Origin of the sequence: Methyloprofundus sp. (genome assembly GCF_965251085.1) — a bacterium.
Taxonomy (GTDB): domain Bacteria; phylum Pseudomonadota; class Gammaproteobacteria; order Methylococcales; family Methylomonadaceae; genus Methyloprofundus.
Window position 1 is genome coordinate 2334454 of record NZ_OZ252594.1, and the last position, 19012, is coordinate 2353465.

The window sequence follows — 19012 nt, forward strand, 5'->3', positions numbered from 1 at the left end:
CGGCGCGCGCAGGCTTAGGCCAATAGTTTATCCATGGTATCCTCTGTTTCCAGATTAGTAGCAAATAGCCATTGACCATACATCACGTTTCCGCAAGCCCCCCTACGATCCCAATGTCATTCACTTAAATACAAAAATAACAAAAAAAAATAAAGTGATTAATACTCATAAGCTTAAGCAACGCTTTCCTCAGTTACTTTTTGCCTTGACTATATCCATCTAATCTGCCAACATAAGCATGGATAATTTAATTTTTGCAGGCAGGCAACATAATGACAACAGCTATTACCCAACCCCTTACACTTTCTGCTCGTTATTTTTCTAAAAAAGAACTCGCCTACGTTCAGCAAACCGTTAACACGTTCCCCAACTTAAGCCTGACCGAACTTGCCGAAACGCTATGCGAACATTTGCACTGGGTCACGGCAAAAAAACGCAATAAAATTAATGCCTGCCTAAGCGCCTTAGCTAAGCTGGAAAAATTGGGCTATATCAGCTTACCGGTAAAACGCGTTCAAAAGAAACGCGAATCAAAACCGATCATCTGGACATCACAATCGGTTCCTGGTGTACCTATTGAATGTGAGCTCAGTTCCTTGGGGCCTATAGAATTAGAGGTTGTCACAGATAAGGCGGATGTCGCGCTTTGGAATGAGCTCGTTGATCGGCATCATTACCTGGGTTATCGTCATCCTATCGGTGCGGCCTTAAAATACTTTATCATCTCCAATACACCGACACGACAAATCCTGGGTTGCCTGCAGTTTTCAGCCTCTGTCTGGCACCTGGCTGACCGTGATCACTGGATTGGCTGGCAAACGAAAGATAGGGAGCAACGCTTAAACCTGATCATTAATAACACCCGTTTTTTGATTTTACCCTGGGTCAAAGTCAAAAATTTAGCCAGTCACGCCTTATCTATCGTGACTCGTCAAATTGCAGATGATTGGGATAAAACGCACGCTTACCGTCCCGTCTTGATTGAAACCTTTGTGGACACCACGCAATACCACGGCACCTGTTATCTCGCTGCTAATTGGTCACATATCGGTGAAACCAGTGGCAAAGACTGGCAAAAAGCGACGGATAATAAAGAGGGCACCATTAAGAAGTTGTTTGTTTTTCCGCTTAATCCACACTTTAGAGCCGTATTGAAAAATGAACCTGTCAGCCAAAAAAAATCGATCATTGATGACGACTTTTTAAACTTATGGGGCAAGGTTGTCAATATCATCTCTGAGGTGGCTCTTGCCTACGATGCCACCTGGCAAAAACGCAAACGGGTGATAGACTCATTATTACTGGTTTTTCTTATTTTTCGCCTGGTTTTTTCAAAAAACACACAGAGCTATGGCACCACCATTACCGAATTCTGGCACAATTGCCATCGGATGAAGTTTCCCTTGCCCCAAAAACAAGCCATTTCAGCCTCATCCTTTACCGAGGCACGTAAAAAACTGAATGAATCCATTTTTATCGAGTTGAACCAGCGCATTATCCAGGCCTGTCCTGAGAAAACATCAGAACGCTGGTTGGGACATCGCCTGTTTGGAGTGGATGGTAGCAAGATCAATCTGCCCCGAGAATTAATCAAAGCAGGTTATGCCACACCACAACAAAACAGCCATTACCCACAAGGCCTGCTCAGTTGCTGCTATCAACTTAAATCAAAAATCCCCTATGATTTTGATCTGGTCAGTCATGGCAATGAACGCAAGTGTGCTTTGGCGCATTTACAAACACTAGAGCCAAATGACGTTTGCGTCTATGATCGCGGTTATTTTTCTTACGCCTCTTTATTCCAGCACATTCAAGCGGACGTACACCCTGTTTTTAGAATGAAGAGACACGCAGGAAAAGCGATTGATGAATTTATCGACAGTGATAAAACGGATGAGATCATTACCCTGATGCCAACAAAAGCGCGCCAGAGAGAGATCAAAAAAGAATTTCCTCAGATGATCTTTGTACCGCTAAAGATACGTCTCATCAAATATGTCATTGATGGCACGAGTTACTGTATTGGCACCACGCTAATGGATAAGCAATACACCATTGATGCGTTGAAATCGGTCTATCATGATCGCTGGGGCATTGAGGAGCTTTATAAAGTGAGTAAAAACCTGATTGAGGTTGATGATTTTCATGGGCGCAGTGAGCGCACGGTCAAACAAGAACTGTACGCTCACTTTGTGTTGATCACCATGAGTCGACTCTGCGCGAGGGCCTCTGAGCATTTACTGGCGAGTTTGCTGAATCTTCCTGTCGATGAAGAATCAGAGGCAGAGCAAACCATTCAGGTGAACTTTAAAAATACATTAACGACCGTAGCCCGACATCTTGAGGAGATTTTGTATGCACCCAGTATTTACATCAATCAGGTGATGACTGAGTTGGTTTGTTCAATTTCACGTTACTATCACAAGAAAAGGAAGGGGCGTCATTACGCAAGAGAATCGAAACAGTCAGCACAGCAATGGAATACGCGGAGAAATAGCGCTTGATTTTTTAACATAAGAATGTGGGTTGGGTTGAAGTTTATCTGATTCTTAACCGAATAGGAGTGTTTCTTAAACGAATGACATTGCCTACGATCCCGGACGGTCGGTTTTCCCGAATCCGGTTCTGACCTTGATTAATACCTTCAGTCGCCTTCCCAAAGAGCATGAAGCTTAAGTGTTGACTCACATACACCCCTCTGCTCCTTAATTTACTTCCAAGGTTACCTCTAATATGTTCCTCGACCTTACATTGTCCGAGTACTCAAGAGGCTAAGTACCCATGCAAAATTAATTTAACCTTTTATGCAAACTCTACTTTGTAATTCTTTCCAATATTAGACAGCACCTTAAATAATTCTTCCTGAAGAGAGGCATAGGATTCATAAGCTGAAAAAGGAAGCCATTCGTATTTTATTTTACGCCATATAATCTCGATAATATTTAACTCGGGTGAGTATGGCGGTATACGGTAAATGGATAGGTTTTTTTCTTTCCACCTTTCAAGGTTTTCATTAAATTCATTACTCGTATGAGTCGATGCATTATCAATAATAAGAGTTGTTGGTTTTTTAATCTGTTTAGCAAATTCATCAATACAAGCCACAACAACCGAAGTGTTTACACTCCCTTCAAAAACAAAAGAATCAAACCTGCAATCTCTGTTAACAAAACCTAATACATTAAGACGCTTGCTGTTTGAGCTTGGTATTTCAATCGTCTCACCTGACTGTTGCCAAGCATAAGGAACACAGGGTTCTAGTGTAAACCCCGACTCATCAAAGTAGCACAAATCAAGTTCATTCTCTTTATGTTGTTGTATTAATTCTTTTATTTCATCGGTTGCCAAATCAAATTTATCTTGATTACGCTTTATCCTTAAGGATTTTCTAACTCGTTTCCAAACAAGATCAGCTTGTTTACAAATACGTTTTATAGTATCAATGCTAACTGAAATGCCTAGATCTTCTTCAAATTTTGCTAGTACTGATTTTAATGATCTAGGAGATTTTTCAACTCTCTGGACTAAGCTTATTTGTTGTTTTTCAGTTAAAATACCTCGCCGTCCTCTTCCCTGACAGTCAACCAATCCATCGATTCCATTCTTTTCCCAGTTAGAAAACCAAGTGGAAACAGTTTGGCGGCATACGTTATAAATAGAACAAATCATGGGAACAGAATGCTCTTTGAAACTTAATAAAATAGCATGAGCTCGACTTCTACTTAAATGAAGTGGATGGTTTTTATGCATCACATTTAAAGCAGTAATTTCTTCTGGGAGTAGGTGTTTTATATAGAGCACAAACATTTAGAGTCAGCAAAATAATTGTTTATTATGACACCTTTTTTCGTTAAATTAATTTTGCGTAAGTACTTATCAAGCGCCCAGAGTCCCTTTGCATGTTCAAGGCGTTACCTTTCACACCGAGGCATCCAGCACCCCGTCAGCAGGAGTTACCCTGCCTTCATCGCTCATACGAACTCATGCGACAATCCTAAATCCTCCTTATGCCTACGGAATTAACCTTGAACATAAGGTCTTTGCAGGTTGCTGTCAACCCCTGCTGGAAGTAGGATCTTCCCGACGTTATCTCTACAAACCTTTCTCTGCGTGCAAGGACCCCTACCCCGGCTGCTCTCATGGTGCATTTACCCGTTTCTTCCCACAAGACAACGGCCTTCCCAGCGCTATGAACTGGTCGGCGCTTGGCAATAACCCACACTGCAACTTCTGTGTGGCGTAGTTTTCGAGGCTGCAGTCATTCTCTAATGTTCCTGCCCGCAGATTTGCTCGCCCCCCAAATTGCTCCTACCGCAGAATTTCTCAACTCCAGGCAGTCAGGGCTTTTACTTCCCCGCATATTTCAGTCTGTTACCTCGCTGAACAGGGGATATACTAACCGTCCGTTATCGGGCAACTGACGGTGAAAGGACTTTCACCCTCCAAGATTTACAGCCTTGTCGGCCGCTCCCATAGCAGGCTACGCAACTATTTATGCAACCCTGAAAATGAGAAAAAAAACCAGTAAAATGTTGGATTAATTATGCTTGGGCACTTAGTTACATTATCTAACAATATCGCGTGTAAAAGCATTTAATCTTTACTTCATTTTCTAGCAATAAGGAATAGATATGCAGCAGCTTGTGATTATGGCTTCAAGTTTATGGATAAAACCCAGTATAATCATGGGGTCAGCCAGCAATACCGCTACCTGTCATTTTAAGTTCTAATAAATCAATTGGTTACGGATTTTATACATGATTAAAAATGGCGGCGACTGTAATAAACAATAGCTTACGGACTTTGTTTATTACAAATTGAACCACAAAATTAAAATACATCTGCTCAAGCCATTGTTTTTAAAGTGACTATGATTTTAGAAAACATGACAAGAATTTAGTCTTTATTGTTGTAATTCAAAACTTTAATGCGTTACAGGTAGCGGTATTAGGGGCTTTGTGATTAATCGCCACGGTGGGCAAGATTTTTGGCCTACCTAGTCAGTAGCCCATGATTAATCATAAACAAAAAAGACATTAATACCCGTGATATTTTTGTTACAGCACCAAACAATCACAGCATCCTCACAATAACTGGTTTTATTTCCACGACGGTTTGCTTTTTCAGTTTCACGGAAAGGGATCACATGGAGAGAAGCTCTATAGTGGCCCCCAATATTTAGACCAATACTTAAGGAGCACAAAGCTCAAAATATAGGTTAGTTATAGGGGATATTATTATGGGTACAAAACGAAAAACGCACAGCGCAAGGTTTAAGGCGGCAAGGTTGCCTTAGAAGCTTATAAATGCGATAAAACAGCAACAGAGCTTATTTCCGCACATAAAATTTCTTCAGGCCAGATTAGCACCTGGAAAAAACCACATTAATGAGGGGCCTATGGTGCGTGCACTTAAGTTTCCATTAATAATAGGAAGGCGTTACAGTGGCAAAACAATGATAGGTCGCCAACCGAACTCGGGAAATCCGACCGCCAGGGATGAGAGGAGGGCTTCACGGAAACGTGATGTAGGGTTGTTGTTCAAATAGCCACGAAACTGGAAACGCTGGATACAATAGTGAATGTCTTCAGCCTAATCATGTGCGCACCGTGATTCTACACGATAAAAAAATAAAAAAAGAGAAACAAAAAAGGGGTCATGAGACCCCTTTCTTTTTACCTTTATTTAATATCTGTTGAATATTATAAAGGGTAGCGTTCCATTACTGTCAAAATTAGTTTCCATATACGCCTAATTTTTTCAATGACTCCATAGTAACCTGACCAGAAGGCATATTGTTAGCACGTTGGTAGCGAGTTACTGCGCTTGCCGTACCACTTCCCAAAATGCCATCAATGCTTCCTTTGTAATAACCTTGGCTTTTCAATTCTGATTGAAGGTTACGAACTAATTCTGGGGTAACATTAGTTTCACAAAGAATAGTACGCCACTCCAAAGAGCTATCGCTTACTTTATTACGTTTGCTAACAGTCTGGTATATTGCTTCAATTGGAATACGTTTTTCTGATGCTGGTGTATCTACTGCACGAACCTGAATTGATTTATATTTAGCAGGAACATCTTTGGTGATTGTTGATGGTGCAGTAACCATTTTGCGTACTTTAACAGTTTCATATTCAGCTGGGATTATATCCGTAATAGTTTTAGCAGGTTCAACCATTTTGCGAATTTTTACCATATGGCATTTTCCAGCAACTTCTTCCTGTACAGTGCGAGGTGCTTCGACCATTTTACGAACTTTAACGGTTTTATACTTTGCAGGGATGACAGTTTTTAGTTCCTGAGCTTCCTGAGCTAATATGCGTTTTTTAACTGTTTTATATTTTGCTGGGATATTAACGGTCTCAGTACGGGCTGGAGTATCAACGACACTACGAGTGACAGTTTTGTATTCAGCAGGTATTTCTACTAAACACATAATTTCACCAGTTGAATTGTTGATCTGCTCAATCGGTCCACGTCCCTTCTTCCAGATAGTATGTGCAGCCTTAACCAAAACTCTTTCTGTTTCCGTTTTGAAAGTTGCTGGGTGTGTTACCAGTTTACTGCTAGCCTCAGATACAAGGATACGCTCTTCTTTATAAGTATACTTGGCTGGAACCACTTTAAGTGTCTGGCCTTCTTCTGAAATTTTGACCTTTTCTTCAACCATTGTGTATCTTGCTGGAATTACTTTATCAATAATTTTGGTATCACAAACTTCAATCGGCTCTTTGTCAAATTCAAAGCGTGCAGGAATAACACGTTTCTTTTCGCTTTCTTCACGAGTCATAACTCGTTCATCTACCATTTCGTACTGTGCGGGTACGGCATGTGTAGTTTTACTTGCTTCGCTGACTAGAACACTTTTATCTACCATTTTATAAGTAGCTGGAATAATTTCTACTCGCTCAGTTGCAGCAGACTTTAACATCCTGGAAGAGGTCATTTCATACGTTTCAGGAATTAAAATACGCGCATAACATTCGCCAGGCTTTGCATTAGGTGGGAGTAAATCATCACCTGCACTTGTCGCATTAGAGTTTCTTATTACTGTATTTGAAGACTCTAGTTCTTGATTCAGTTGCGTCAGTCTGCTATTTTCTTGCTGAACCTGATCAAGTTCACTTTGGATTGTAGCCACATTATTATCAGGAGTGGAAGCACAACCCGATAATCCTAACGCGACTAATAGTGGTATAAGTTTATTTTTTTTCATCTTATAGTTCCCCATAGAGTTAAATATTTATAATTATTAGATTCTAGTAGTAAGTAATTCTAAAGCAATTATTTGATGGGCTGACTAGAAGAGCTGTTGTCGTTTCATAAAAAGCCATAAAATGCGTTATATCAAGCCGTAATCCACTTAAATAATTTATCTTAAAATTAAGTTACTTTTTGTCTCAGGCCCTTTGAATTTATGTTCATTTTTACGAAACGAGAACAGCTCCTAATATATCAAAATTATTTATTTCCCTAGATTAGTTAAGTAATTCATAATATAAACGTAAAAGCAGAAACTACAATTCATATGTTTATGAATTAATATTAACTGACTTACGCCCTAGTAGCTATCATAAGCATTCTCTCAGAGTTGTCTCTTATAAGTCAAATACTATACTGGTTATGACCATTATTTATGGGTGTATTCTGTTACCCGGTCTGAATACTTAGTCAGGAAATATTTTCTTGTTATTCGGGGAGAAAGCGAGTAGAAGTTATTAAGCAATAGATCATAGATTTTATACATTTAATAACTGTCTTTCTCACTTAAAAATCATAGCTTGATAAGGAGAAATAATGGAAACACCTACGCATACGCTAGCCTCTCTATTTGATCAGTTGGGGCTAGACAGCTCAATCGAGGCGATTGAGGATTTCATCAACAGGAATAAACCGTTGCCGGGACATGTGGACTTGTGCAATGTAAATATCTGGAATAGGTCACAAGCCAGTTTTTTAAAACAGGCAAAAGAGGAAGATGCAGACTGGGCTGATATAGTTGATCAACTGGATGCGATGCTACGTTGATCTGATACTTGACGCACGGTAGGTATTCGAGATACCGTCATACCGTAACAAGTGAGTGATGCAATAGGAGCCAGTCATGAAATATCAATCTTAAAGTTCCACACCTCTGATACTAGGCATAGCTGGATATGAATATGCTGACCTACATAAACCAGAAAAATTAGCTGAACTTCTCACCCAATTTGAGCATTCAGTAAAAACTCAGGACTCAGCCCTGTACACCGAATTCACCGAGTATCGACGCGGTCAGGGTAAGGGCATGAGCGCGATGCACATTTCTGAACTACTGGTCAGAATGGCACCATTGGTAGGCGCCTTTATAGCAAAATTATTTAATAATGATGATAGCAGAATTCAGCAGATCAATAGAGTTCAGCATGAATTTGATCATGTCTTTGTCTATCGCAATGAAATAGTTAGCAAACTGACAAAACATTTTACCCAGGAAGACATTAGCAGCTGGAATATCCAGACATTGCAGCAGCAACTGGAGGCATTACTGGCAGGTACCGGACGATCAGATTTATGGCTTAATGATCCGGAAATGGCCATCAGTGAATTGGGCAGCGAATTGTGGCGCGCATCAAACGATAAATCCGATCGTCATGACAACGCAGACGAACTGCACTCAAAAGCATTGTTAATTAAAAATCAACTAGGCGAAAACCCACGCTCTACGTCTCTTTTAGCACAGCAACTGGAAATACAGGACCCTGCCGAATTTTTAGAGTCACTGTTAGACATAGTCCGGCGCTGGAGTTTTACTGCTCTGAAAATCCCTGAAATGCAAGCGCTGGTAGCCCATTGGCTTAGCTTTAAAACTCCCGCCAAAACAGATTTTAAGGATCTGGTTGAACATGAAATCCGTGTAGAGAATCATTACCCAGTTTGGTCCGCACACAAAAGCCACCTGCGTCGCCGGGATGGTTTTGCATTAACCGATAAACGCTTTAATCTGCGCCAGATACTGTATGAAGTAGATCACTGTATATACTGTCACGACCGCGATACAGACTCCTGCTCCAAGGGCATGAAAAACAAAAAGGACGGTAGCTTCAAAACTAATCCGCTGGGTGTCACCATTACTGGTTGCCCACTGGAGGAAAAAATTTCGGAAATGCATGTGCTCAAACGGCAGGGTGACAATATCGGCGCCCTGGCTATCGTGATGATTGATAACCCCATGTGCACCGGCACTGGTCACCGTATTTGTAATGATTGCATGAAAGGTTGCATCTATCAGAAAACCGAGCCGGTCGATATACCTCAAATCGAAACCAATGTATTAACCGATGTCCTGTTTATGCCCTGGGGATTTGAGATATATAGTCTGTTGTCGCGCTGGAACCCGCTAAATATCAAACGTCCATACGCGCTGCCTTACAATGGTAAAAACGTACTGGTAGCCGGCATGGGGCCGGCAGGCTATACACTGGCTCATTATTTGTTAAATGAAGGCTTTTCAGTGACGGGTATCGACGGCTTAAAAATTGAGCCACTCCCTAAAGCTCTGACTGGCGACAGCGAAACAGTGCCATTACCGATAAGGGACTTCAATACACTTTACGATGACCTGGATAAGCGGGTCATGCTTGGATTCGGCGGTGTAGCTGAATACGGTATTACGGTACGCTGGGATAAAAACTTTCTCAAAGTCATTTATCTTAATCTGCTGCGTCATCAGGCTTTCCGGTGTTACGGCGGCATTCGCTTTGGAGGGACACTCACCATCAATGATGCCTGGGATTTTGGCTTTGACCATATCGCTATCGCTAGTGGTGCCGGAAAACCGACAGTGATCGAGATAAAAAACAATTTAATCCGCGGTATCCGTAAAGCTTCCGATTTTTTAATGGGCTTGCAGCTCTCTGGAGCAGCCAAGGAATCTTCTCTGGCTAATCTTCAGGTTCGTTTACCAGCCGGTGTCATCGGTGGTGGATTGACAGCGATTGATACAGCAACAGAACTACTGGCCTACTATCCAGTTCAGGTTAGTAAAATTTTACATCGCTATGAAAAACTGCTGGCTGTCCATGGAGAAGAGAATCTTAGACTAGCTTACGATGAGGAAGAACTGCTCATTCTGGATGAGTTTCTGATGCACGGGCGTATCATTCAAGAAGAACGGAAACGAGCCACTGCTGCCGAAGAGACACCCGATTTTCTACCGTTTATGCAGGAATGGGGTGGAGTGACCCTATTTTATCGCAAAGGTATTAAAGATGCCCCCGCCTACCGGCAAAATCACGAGGAAATTTACCAGGCATTAACCGAAGGTATTGTGTTGGCGGAAGGTATGAGTCCTGTTGAGGCCATTGCTGATCAATACCAGCATCTGCAGGCAGTGAAGTTTGATAAACTGCAACAACAAGATGGCAAGTGGCAAAAACAGACCGAGCTGCAAGTCAATCTGCGTAGCCTGTTTATTGCTGCCGGAACTTCACCGAATACAATCTACGAATCGGAACACCCAGACAGTTTTGAGATGGATGGTAAATTCTATCAACGCTATGAACCAGACTGGGTGCAAAAAGAACTCAAGTTAGTTGCTAAAGACGATACCCGGATACCAAAAATCGGTACACCGGCACCTTTAACCTCCTATCATCGTGATGGAAAATTCATCTCTTTTTATGGCGACAATCACCCGGTATATGCTGGCAATGTTGTTAAAGCAATGGCCAGTGCCAAAGATGGTTATCCCTATGTAGTCAAACTGTTTGAGCAGGATATCTTGACTTTAAATCCGACTGAGCAGTCACAGCGTGATAAAAAACTGCACCTTATGCAGCAACAACTGGACGATGCCCTCAATGCTCGTATTGTTGCAATCAACCGCTTGACTCCGACTATTATAGAAGTGATCGTTCGGGCTCCTTTGGCGGCCAGAAAGTTTTGTCCCGGACAATTTTATCGGGTACAGAATTATGAATCACTGGCTGCGGTTAAAAAAGGTACAGTGCTGGCTTCCGAAGGTGTCGCGCTCACTGGCGCCTGGGTGGATAAGGAAAACGGCTTGATTTCTCTGATTACGCTGGAAATGGGCAGTTCCACACGACTCTGCGCAAGCTGGAAAGCTGGCGATCCCATCGTCGTGATGGGGGTTACTGGCGCACCGACTGATATTCCCTCAGGCCAGACAGTTCTATTGCTGGGCGGCGGACTGGGAAATGCGGTGCTGTTTTCCATCGGTAAAGCAATGCGCGCAGCCGGCAACCAGGTCATCTATTTTGCCGGTTATCGTCAGCATGCAGATGTATTCAAGGTAGAAGATATAGAAGCAGCTTCTGACATTATTATCTGGGCTGTCGATAAACGCCCGGGAAACGAAGCGATTCCTATCACGCGACCTCAGGATAAAAGCTTTGTCGGCAATATAGTCGAAGCCATGCTCGCCTATGCTCGTGGAGAACTGGGTGCAACACCTATTCACCTTGATGATGTTGATCACTTAATCGTCATTGGATCGGACCGCATGATGGCGGCCGTTAAACTAGCGCGACATGGCGTACTGCAGCCTTATTTAAAAAAACATCATACCGCCATAGGCTCCATTAACTCACCGATGCAATGCATGATGAAAGGGGTATGTGCGCAATGCCTATGTAAGCATATTGATCCTGATTCGGGCGCAGAATACTTTGTCTATTCCTGTTACAACCAGGATCAAGAGCTAGACCGGGTAGACTTTGACAATCTTCATGCCCGTCTGCGGCAAAATTCGGTACAGGAAAAATTGTCTTCATTGTGGTTACAACACTTGATGGAAGATATCGAATAATTTTTCCAGCTCTGAGCCAGTATATTATCGGCTTATCTTTAAACCCTTCACAATGGGAAAGTCTATTATTGCTATGCCGCTAAAAAGCTAACTTCGCTTAGCTTAGTCGCCTGGTTTTCTTAGCATTTTACGTACTTCACCAAGGTGCATTTCTTCCAGCGATATCATGCGCCGTGCATATTCTTCAAGCATGACATCCTGGCCGTTAACCAGATCTAATAAAATATGGTATTCAGCTAAAGCTAATGCTTCATGCTCTAGCGATTCTTTCATAATATCGCCGATATCGTGCTGATGTGTTTCTAATAGCGGCCCGATACCTAAAGAAGGGTGGCCACCTAAGTGAGTAATTAGCTCACCGGCCTGGGTCGCGTGATCCAGAGATTCGCTTGCCTGACTGCGCATCCAGGAAATAATAGGGATACGATTGTAGCCAAAAATCATTAATGAATAGTGAGTGTAACGAACGACACCGGCTAGTTCTGTTTCCAGAATATTGTTTAGTACTTTGATGACTGCGTTATTATCAATTCCGCTGTTAGACATGATTGCCTCCTAAATCAGAATGATGGAAACTTGACTATAACTCTTTTTCCCTGATTTGAATACCGCAGATTTTTAGATTTATGTAACTGATATTAGATAAAACCCTCTTCTGATCAGCCTATGTCCAGCAAAGCTATAATCGCTTACTGCGACGAAGCCGCCGATTAACTTGCCAATGATAAATTTTGGCGAGCATCGGTCGCAGTCCTGGTAAGCCAATCAGCCAGGCTAAGGGACGTAGTAAAGGAACCCTACTCATAAGCAAAATATAGGCGTTTAATTCAGAAAAAAACTCCCCATGCTCATCTTTAACATGTAATTCAGTTAATGCTTTTAAAGGGTCTATGCCTATGTCATGTAATGCCTGTTCTTGACCTGTGATATCCATCCAGCTAACACTTTTGCCTAACTTGCCCGCTAATTTTTCATAAGTCTGGCGATCTCGAATGCATTTAGGACAAGCACCATCATAATAGACACAAATTTTACCGTGATTCTCAGCCATAATATTTTCCTGATCTCAGTGAAGGGTGCCTCTAATAATTAGGATTTTTGTTCGAGTTCAAGGCGGATGTTTTTCGAGAACCGTAGTGTATATGAAATACATGAGGACCGCAGAAAACCATTCAACGCTGAAATCGAGAACCAATAGGGCCAAAATTAACGACCACGCTTATAAAACGTGGTTTGAGTTCGACCTAAAAGGCCGTCCTCAGCAAAACCCCTCTGGGGCCTTGCTGAAATAAGATCAAGTTGTTCCCAATATTTCAGTGGTTATTTATTATCCTGGAACTTTACATACTTTCTTATCATTTCTGCATCCATACCTACGGTATCAACACAGTAACCAGCCGACCAAAAATGATTTCCCCAGTATTTCTTTGTACGCAAATTGGGAAATTTCTGGAAAGCCTGAATTGCAGTCTTTCCTTTTACTCTCCCAACCAAATCTGATATTGAAATCTTTGGGGAAACTTTCACAAGCAAATGGACATGGTCAGGTTGTACATTTAATTCGATAACTTCACACCCTGCTCTCTCAGTATGAGCATAAATGCTCTGGTAAACATACTTCCCAAGATCTCCTTTTAAAATTTGATAACGGTACTTTGGCACAAAAACAATAGGGTACTGGCAAAACCAGACGACATGTGATAATTTTTGAAATCTGCTCATTTGTTTCTCCTAGTTAAATTGCGGGAACAACTTAACTACTTGATACTCTTGAGCAGACCTTTACGCAAAGCTTTTTTTACCCCCGCCCACAGGGCGCGGTTATCTAAGTTGTAATATATTATATTAAAAATCAATTAGATACATTATTACTTATATCGATCGAGCCTGATTCTAATACTACTTACTTAAGCGATAACAGCTTAGTAAACAACATCTTATAATCGTAGGTTGGGTTAGCTTATCAAGCAAAGCGCAGATAACGTAATCCGACATTTTCATGTAATCAGCGTGTTGTTGGGTTAATTGTTTGTATTAAATTAAAAAACTAACCAGTCAACCGGACCTGTCAGTTAGAGTTTATTGCTGTTTTTAAAACACCCTAAGCATGTTAAATAAAGGGATAGAAAGTAAACCATAGTATTCATAAAAACTATTATATTGACATATATATATTTTACTGTTAAAAGGAAACTGAGTTCAGTTGCATATCTGATGGATAGATTATTCATTCTAATTTAATAATCTTTACTAGTTTAGGAGGCATAATGGCTGAGTTAGATGACTCGCTCGAGTCAAATACACCAGACTCAATTTCAGTTAGTAGTCTTACATCTATTCTGGCGGCCGCAGTTATGCGCCGTATAAGTTTGCCCAAATTTATTTCTGCATCCGGTAGCGCCCAGGCTATAAAAATTTGACCAAATCAAACTCAATAATGCCACAGTTGACCATATTGATATAGAAGATATTAATACTCAAGTTGCCACAGGCACTATAAATATGGAAGATGCGCGAGCTGTTGTAAGCCTAAGTCTGCGCTTTACATTTGGGTAAGCGCTCAACGAAGCACGTACTTGCCCTATTCAGGCGTATCTGATTTTTTAATATTCCAGGGCAACAAAGCCTCCACTTTATCAACCGTATCAGCATAAGGTAAAGCAGTGAGAACCTGCTTAAGATATGCATAAGGCTCCAGCCCATTTGCTTTAGCTGTTTCTATCAGGCTGTAATGTATTGCACTGGCACGAGCACCCGCAGGGGTATCAGAAAATAACCAGGCTTTGCGCCCTATCACAAACGGGCGAATCGCATTTTCTGCCAGGATGTTGCTAATATTGAGTTCACCATGGGTGCAATACACATTGAGTTTTTCCCACTGGTTACTCAGGTAAGTCATTGCCTTTCCTGTCAGGCTATCTTTAGGTACTTTATGCTGGTTTTCTTCCAGATAGGCTTTGAGCTGGTTCAATACAGGAATGCTCTTCTCCTGGCGCTGCTGATATTTTTCATCCACTGACAGGTCTTTAATTTCTCGCTCAATGACATACAGTTTATTGATCAGGCTCAGCGCTTTACCTGCTTTTGAGGGTTTGTTATTTTGTCCCTTTTTGCGTTTAGGCTGTGCATTCTGGGCATCTTTAAAATAACGACGCGCATGATCCCAGCACCCCAGCTGGGTGATGCTGTTTTTTTGGCACACGGCATTGTACCCCGCATAGCCATCGGTTTGCAGATAGCCACTAAAGCCGTCAAGCAGGCGCATGGGGACGTCTCCACTACGAGAGGGATCGTATTCAAACAGGATGCTTTTTTCACCCGGTGGCCCGCCAAGCGTCACCCACATATATTTATCTGAGGTCGCTGGCCGCCCCGGTTCTTTTAATACCTGAACCCGCGTTTCATCAGCGAGTATGACTGCCCCTGTGTGTTGATGCTCTCGCATCAGGTTAATCAGGGGCTGAAGTTGTTTAGCCAGTGCGATCATCCAGTTTGCTAATGTCGCTCTGGAGATGTCACCCCCATAACGAGACAAGATGCCTTCTTGCCGATATAAAGGTAAGCCGTCAGCATACTTGGCGATAATAACAAAGCACATTAAACTGATGCTTCCCATTGCTCTGGCAATAGGGTGTCTGGGCATTTGTGCGGCTTTAACCTGGCGTTGTTTTTCGCCTTCAATCTGTTTGATAAAGACCGCTTTTTCCTGCATGTATTCAAGAACACGTACTTTAGCAGGAATAATATCCAGCTCTTCTTTCACTTTAGTAAAGAAAGTATCAATAGCACCTTCTTTTTCTTCATCGGTTAAATAAATAAAAATTTGCTCGCGAGGTAACTTATCTGAGAAGGGTTTGCGTCCCGGCTTTTTCTTGGTGCCAGTAGAACTTGTTTGTTTTTCGTCCTCAGGTGCTTCATCAGCCTCCAGGTCTAGCTCCTCATCGCTATCCGCTTCATTCTCTGCTTCATCAAACAAAGAGGATTGATGAGATTGTTCACTGGATGATCCAAAGCGTTTTATTTTAGATAAGCGTAGTACCTCTTCCAGAATAAGGATGCGTTTTTTCTGTTCGGAAATCACCCCAGACTTAACTTCAATCACACGCGTCAGTTCATCAATAGCCTGTTTTTTTTCAAGCAAAAAAGCAACACTCTCCGACAGCAAAGAACCGGCTTTATCTTGTTGTTTTATATTTGAAATATCGGCTAAAATCATGGCTTTATTATAGCATTTATAGTGGCAATAATGAACACAAAAACAGCTAAAAAACAGACTCATATTGAAGTTTTTTATGACCTTTCATCGCGCTAATATCAAAGCCATCCAGCAGCCAGTTTAACGGCTGGCCTGTTAAGGTTAATGTCTCTTCCTCACCCTTAGGCCACTTAAATGTTTCTTCTACCAATGACTTGTAATAAAGGACAAAACCATTATCTTCCCAAAACAGGCATTTAATCTTATTCCGCCGTTTATTCGTAAAGGCATAGAGAGCCCCCTCAAAAGGATTATGCCCTAACTCACATTCAACAATCGCCGATAAGCCCCGATGTGACTTACGAAAATCAATGGGCTGCCGATACAGATACACTTCTGTCAAAGACAGAGAGGGACGCATAACAACCGTCATCGCAACAGCTCAAGCAGTGGTTGAATACACGGCATAGTATCCTGCGTAATACCTTCCAACCGAATACCATCATTAAATTGCAAAGATAATCCTGGGACTGGCGCAGATGAACGATCCCCGTCAACCCGAATACGTGTAAACCCTGTAGGGGAAGTAGTCGGCTTTACAGTCGATTTACGTTTCCAGTAGCCTAACTTTTGCGGACATAAATCATGCTGTCGACAATAAGCTACCTGTGATTGGCCTGATGCCTGCCAGTGCTCTATGTGAATAGGCCAGAAAGTCTTTGCCTGTATTTTTTCTAACGCTGCCATTTAAAATTCCCCGTGGTATTTAACAATGGGGATAGTTTGGCATTAATCTGAGTTGCCGTGAAGTACGCTGACTATTGAGCGCTTACACATTTGGCATTCATATTAATCTTCCCTGGGGGATTCCTGACATTGATATTGAAGAAAGCTTTCCCATTCCAGATCCCCCAGACTTTGATTTTGATATAGGACAAATAACCATTCCGGCGTTAAATAATATTGATCTGGATATACCTTCTGCAACCTTGAATGATATTCAGGCATCTATCGATCCAATTAATAATCTAGACTTGGGTGGGGGCACATTTAATGATGTCAAACTCGGTGATACGGTTGTGCCAAGTGCTGGATTTGGTATGAGTGGCCTCAGTATGGGAGCATTAAAAGTAAGTGATGTCAGCGTACCCTCTATTTCTTCAGAGCGGCTTTCTATTGGCGAATTTAGTCCAGACAGTCCAATGATTCTGCCTTCAATCAGCGTTAAAGACATCAAATTGCCACAGACTTCTGCTCCACAAGCGGAATCTGAAGGGCCCGTCGTAGTTCCAGGCGTGACTTCAAGTATGCAGAGAATAGGCTTAACAGAAGGATTGCTTGTTGCAAGTATTGATATTACGCCTACGTTAACGATCTTTATTGGTAGTATGGTGATCAATGATATTTCAGCTGATTCTACTATTAAGAAGATTAATTTGCGAGACACTCAGGCATCTGTGCAAGTTACTGGCGTGAATGTTGACGGCGTTGAGCTGAAGAATATTGAACTTGAAAGCATTGCGACCAATGGATAATTATGTGCTGATACTGAACAAAGTTATCGGGATAAAAATGCTGGTAAAGCTAATGCACATTAGGCGGTTAGACCTTTATCCATTTATGCGACTCGGTGTTGCACAAGTTATATTAGAGGAATGATGATGATAGACAATAAATTGGCAGTTGATGAATTTGAATCCTTATGGCTAAAAGCAATTACTAAGCGAGAAATTCATAGGGCAGTAAAGATAGAATATAGTGACCCAAATATTCCGGTAATCCCTCTATTACAAAGACTTTCAGGTCTTGCAGACAAACTGCAAAGCGCGGATATTATCGACTCGGATCAGCAGCATCAAATGCAAGGTGCCATTGCCCAGGTGACCGAAGTGATTGAGACTATTGACCCTGTCATACTGGCAGAAGCACTTGAGTCTTTAGAGTCATTAAAATGATTTATATTTCAAAGTAGAAAGGGGATAAGCAATGTCAACTCCATCTGATTCTATGGTTAAAGCAGCTTTTATTCCACAACTGGATACCAGTCTGCTAGCCTCACTGACCAGCGCAGTATTGCGCAGAGTCAATATTGCCCGCTTAGCTTCGGCTAGTGGTAGTGCTGCATCAACTGATATTGATAATGTTACCTTTGATGGTGTCAAGGTAGATAAAGTTAATATTAAGGATCTAACAACAAAGATCAAATGCGGAGCAGCTATATTACATGATGTTCGGGTGATTCTGGAATTGCATTATACAGTTAATTGGTCATATGACTTGAAATGGATGGGCAGTGATAGTGGCACTAAAGTGTTAGGTTCAGAAGCAAAACCAATCCCATTGCATGATATTAAGCTACCCATGTTGCAAGATATAGAACTGAATATTCCGGAAGCAACTGTCGAGGATCTGGAAGCAGATATTCAGCCCGTGCAAAATATCAATCTTGGTGGTGTAGCCTTTGCACAGTTAGCGGTTAATAATACAAATTTGCCCTCCGATGGTTTTAGTATATCGGGGATGGATTTTAAATCATTTGAGCTAGAATCCTTCGGCGTACCAGCCAGCGATAGTGAAGAGGTCACCATTGGACAATTTTCGCCTGATCAGCCAGTAGATCTGCCAACAATTTCTGTGAATGGTATAGATGTTCCTTTTGTCGGCATTGATGACGTGACCTCCGAAGGTGCAGTTTCTATCATGGATATACAACCGGAAGAATTTAGAGCACCTGTCTTTAAAATAGGTAACTTTTTTAAAGTTTACTTTATTACTACCCCGATTCTGCATCTGCAAATAGGTGAACTTGTCTTGTCTGAGCTTGAAGCATCTGCATCGATTGGTTCGGTGAGTGTCGAAGGAGCAAGTGCAGAAATTGAGGCCAAAGGCATAAAACTGGGTGGTTTAGTGCTAGATGAACTGACAGTTAATCAGGTCAAAGTATAATTCCTGATTAAACTGATTTTTTTAGGTTTAATTTATCTTAAAGCCTATCGTTACTGAGT

Annotated in this window: 15 protein-coding genes; 7 read left to right on the top strand and 8 right to left on the bottom strand. The window is 41.7% G+C overall.

What is annotated here, in order from left to right:
* Nucleotides 1–272 precede the first annotated feature (272 nt).
* Nucleotides 273–2504 (top strand): IS4 family transposase, encoded by a 2232-nt coding sequence (locus ACQY3F_RS10790; protein ID WP_428354849.1) that lies wholly within the window; start codon nucleotides 273–275, stop codon nucleotides 2502–2504.
* Between the two features lie 298 nt (nucleotides 2505–2802).
* On the opposite strand, the gene ACQY3F_RS10795 is transcribed toward ACQY3F_RS10790, so the two are convergent.
* Together ACQY3F_RS10795 and ACQY3F_RS10800 are read right to left on the bottom strand one after the other, a co-directional pair.
* Nucleotides 2803–3807, bottom strand: coding sequence for an IS630 family transposase (locus ACQY3F_RS10795; protein WP_428353111.1), 1005 nt, complete (start codon nucleotides 3805–3807; stop codon nucleotides 2803–2805).
* A gap of 1927 nt (nucleotides 3808–5734) precedes the next feature.
* Complete coding sequence (locus ACQY3F_RS10800; protein WP_428354851.1) at nucleotides 5735–7219, bottom strand: peptidoglycan-binding protein; 1485 nt, start codon at nucleotides 7217–7219, stop codon at nucleotides 5735–5737.
* A 581-nt stretch (nucleotides 7220–7800) separates the two neighbouring features.
* Here ACQY3F_RS10800 and ACQY3F_RS10805 point away from each other — a divergent pair.
* Both ACQY3F_RS10805 and ACQY3F_RS10810 read left to right on the top strand, forming a co-directional pair.
* Nucleotides 7801–8031, top strand: coding sequence for a DUF2789 domain-containing protein (locus ACQY3F_RS10805; RefSeq protein ID WP_428354853.1), 231 nt, complete (start codon nucleotides 7801–7803; stop codon nucleotides 8029–8031).
* 259 nt (nucleotides 8032–8290) lie between these two features.
* A complete protein-coding gene (locus ACQY3F_RS10810; RefSeq protein ID WP_428354854.1) occupies nucleotides 8291–11812 on the top strand; it encodes an FAD-dependent oxidoreductase in 3522 nt (1173 codons plus the stop codon).
* A 102-nt stretch (nucleotides 11813–11914) separates the two neighbouring features.
* Here the strand turns inward: ACQY3F_RS10810 and ACQY3F_RS10815 are convergent, their stop codons facing one another.
* The 3 genes from ACQY3F_RS10815 to tnpA (ACQY3F_RS10825) all read right to left on the bottom strand — a co-directional run bounded on the left by ACQY3F_RS10815 (nucleotide 11915) and on the right by tnpA (ACQY3F_RS10825) (nucleotide 13534).
* Nucleotides 11915–12358: a ferritin-like domain-containing protein gene (locus ACQY3F_RS10815; protein ID WP_428354855.1), complete on the bottom strand. Its 444-nt coding sequence runs from the start codon at nucleotides 12356–12358 to the stop codon at nucleotides 11915–11917.
* 133 nt (nucleotides 12359–12491) lie between these two features.
* On the bottom strand, nucleotides 12492–12863 hold the full coding sequence (locus ACQY3F_RS10820) for a thiol-disulfide oxidoreductase DCC family protein (RefSeq protein WP_428354856.1): 372 nt from the start codon (nucleotides 12861–12863) through the stop codon (nucleotides 12492–12494).
* Nucleotides 12864–13132: 269 nt separating this feature from the next.
* A complete protein-coding gene (tnpA, locus tag ACQY3F_RS10825; protein WP_428353936.1) occupies nucleotides 13133–13534 on the bottom strand; it encodes an IS200/IS605 family transposase in 402 nt (133 codons plus the stop codon).
* 545 nt (nucleotides 13535–14079) lie between these two features.
* Here tnpA (ACQY3F_RS10825) and ACQY3F_RS10830 point away from each other — a divergent pair.
* Entirely contained in the window at nucleotides 14080–14232 is a 153-nt protein-coding gene (locus ACQY3F_RS10830; RefSeq protein WP_428354857.1) for a hypothetical protein, read from the top strand.
* Between the two features lie 161 nt (nucleotides 14233–14393).
* On the opposite strand, the gene tnpC is transcribed toward ACQY3F_RS10830, so the two are convergent.
* From tnpC to tnpA (ACQY3F_RS10845), 3 genes are read right to left on the bottom strand one after another with little or no spacing between them, the layout of a single operon-like run.
* Nucleotides 14394–16028, bottom strand: a complete 1635-nt coding sequence (gene tnpC, locus ACQY3F_RS10835; RefSeq protein ID WP_428354787.1) for an IS66 family transposase — start codon at nucleotides 16026–16028, stop codon at nucleotides 14394–14396.
* Nucleotides 16029–16074: 46 nt separating this feature from the next.
* On the bottom strand, nucleotides 16075–16440 hold the full coding sequence (tnpB, locus tag ACQY3F_RS10840) for an IS66 family insertion sequence element accessory protein TnpB (protein WP_428353150.1): 366 nt from the start codon (nucleotides 16438–16440) through the stop codon (nucleotides 16075–16077).
* Entirely contained in the window at nucleotides 16437–16754 is a 318-nt protein-coding gene (gene tnpA / locus ACQY3F_RS10845) for an IS66 family insertion sequence element accessory protein TnpA (RefSeq protein WP_428352923.1), read from the bottom strand. The genes tnpB and tnpA (ACQY3F_RS10845) overlap by 4 nt, the downstream gene beginning before the upstream one ends.
* Nucleotides 16755–16828: 74 nt before the next feature.
* Here tnpA (ACQY3F_RS10845) and ACQY3F_RS10850 point away from each other — a divergent pair, with 74 nt between their 5' ends.
* The 3 genes from ACQY3F_RS10850 (at nucleotide 16829) to ACQY3F_RS10860 (ending at nucleotide 18953) form a co-directional block, all read left to right on the top strand.
* Nucleotides 16829–17542 carry a hypothetical protein gene (locus tag ACQY3F_RS10850; protein ID WP_428354858.1) on the top strand — a complete coding sequence of 238 codons (714 nt, stop codon included), beginning with the start codon at nucleotides 16829–16831 and terminating at the stop codon, nucleotides 17540–17542.
* A 126-nt stretch (nucleotides 17543–17668) separates the two neighbouring features.
* The gene (locus ACQY3F_RS10855; RefSeq protein WP_428354859.1) at nucleotides 17669–17962 is read left to right on the top strand and encodes a hypothetical protein; all 294 of its coding nucleotides are present in this window, start codon (nucleotides 17669–17671) and stop codon (nucleotides 17960–17962) included.
* 31 nt (nucleotides 17963–17993) lie between these two features.
* A complete protein-coding gene (locus tag ACQY3F_RS10860) occupies nucleotides 17994–18953 on the top strand; it encodes a hypothetical protein (protein WP_428354860.1) in 960 nt (319 codons plus the stop codon).
* The last annotated feature ends 59 nt before the right edge of the window (nucleotides 18954–19012 follow it).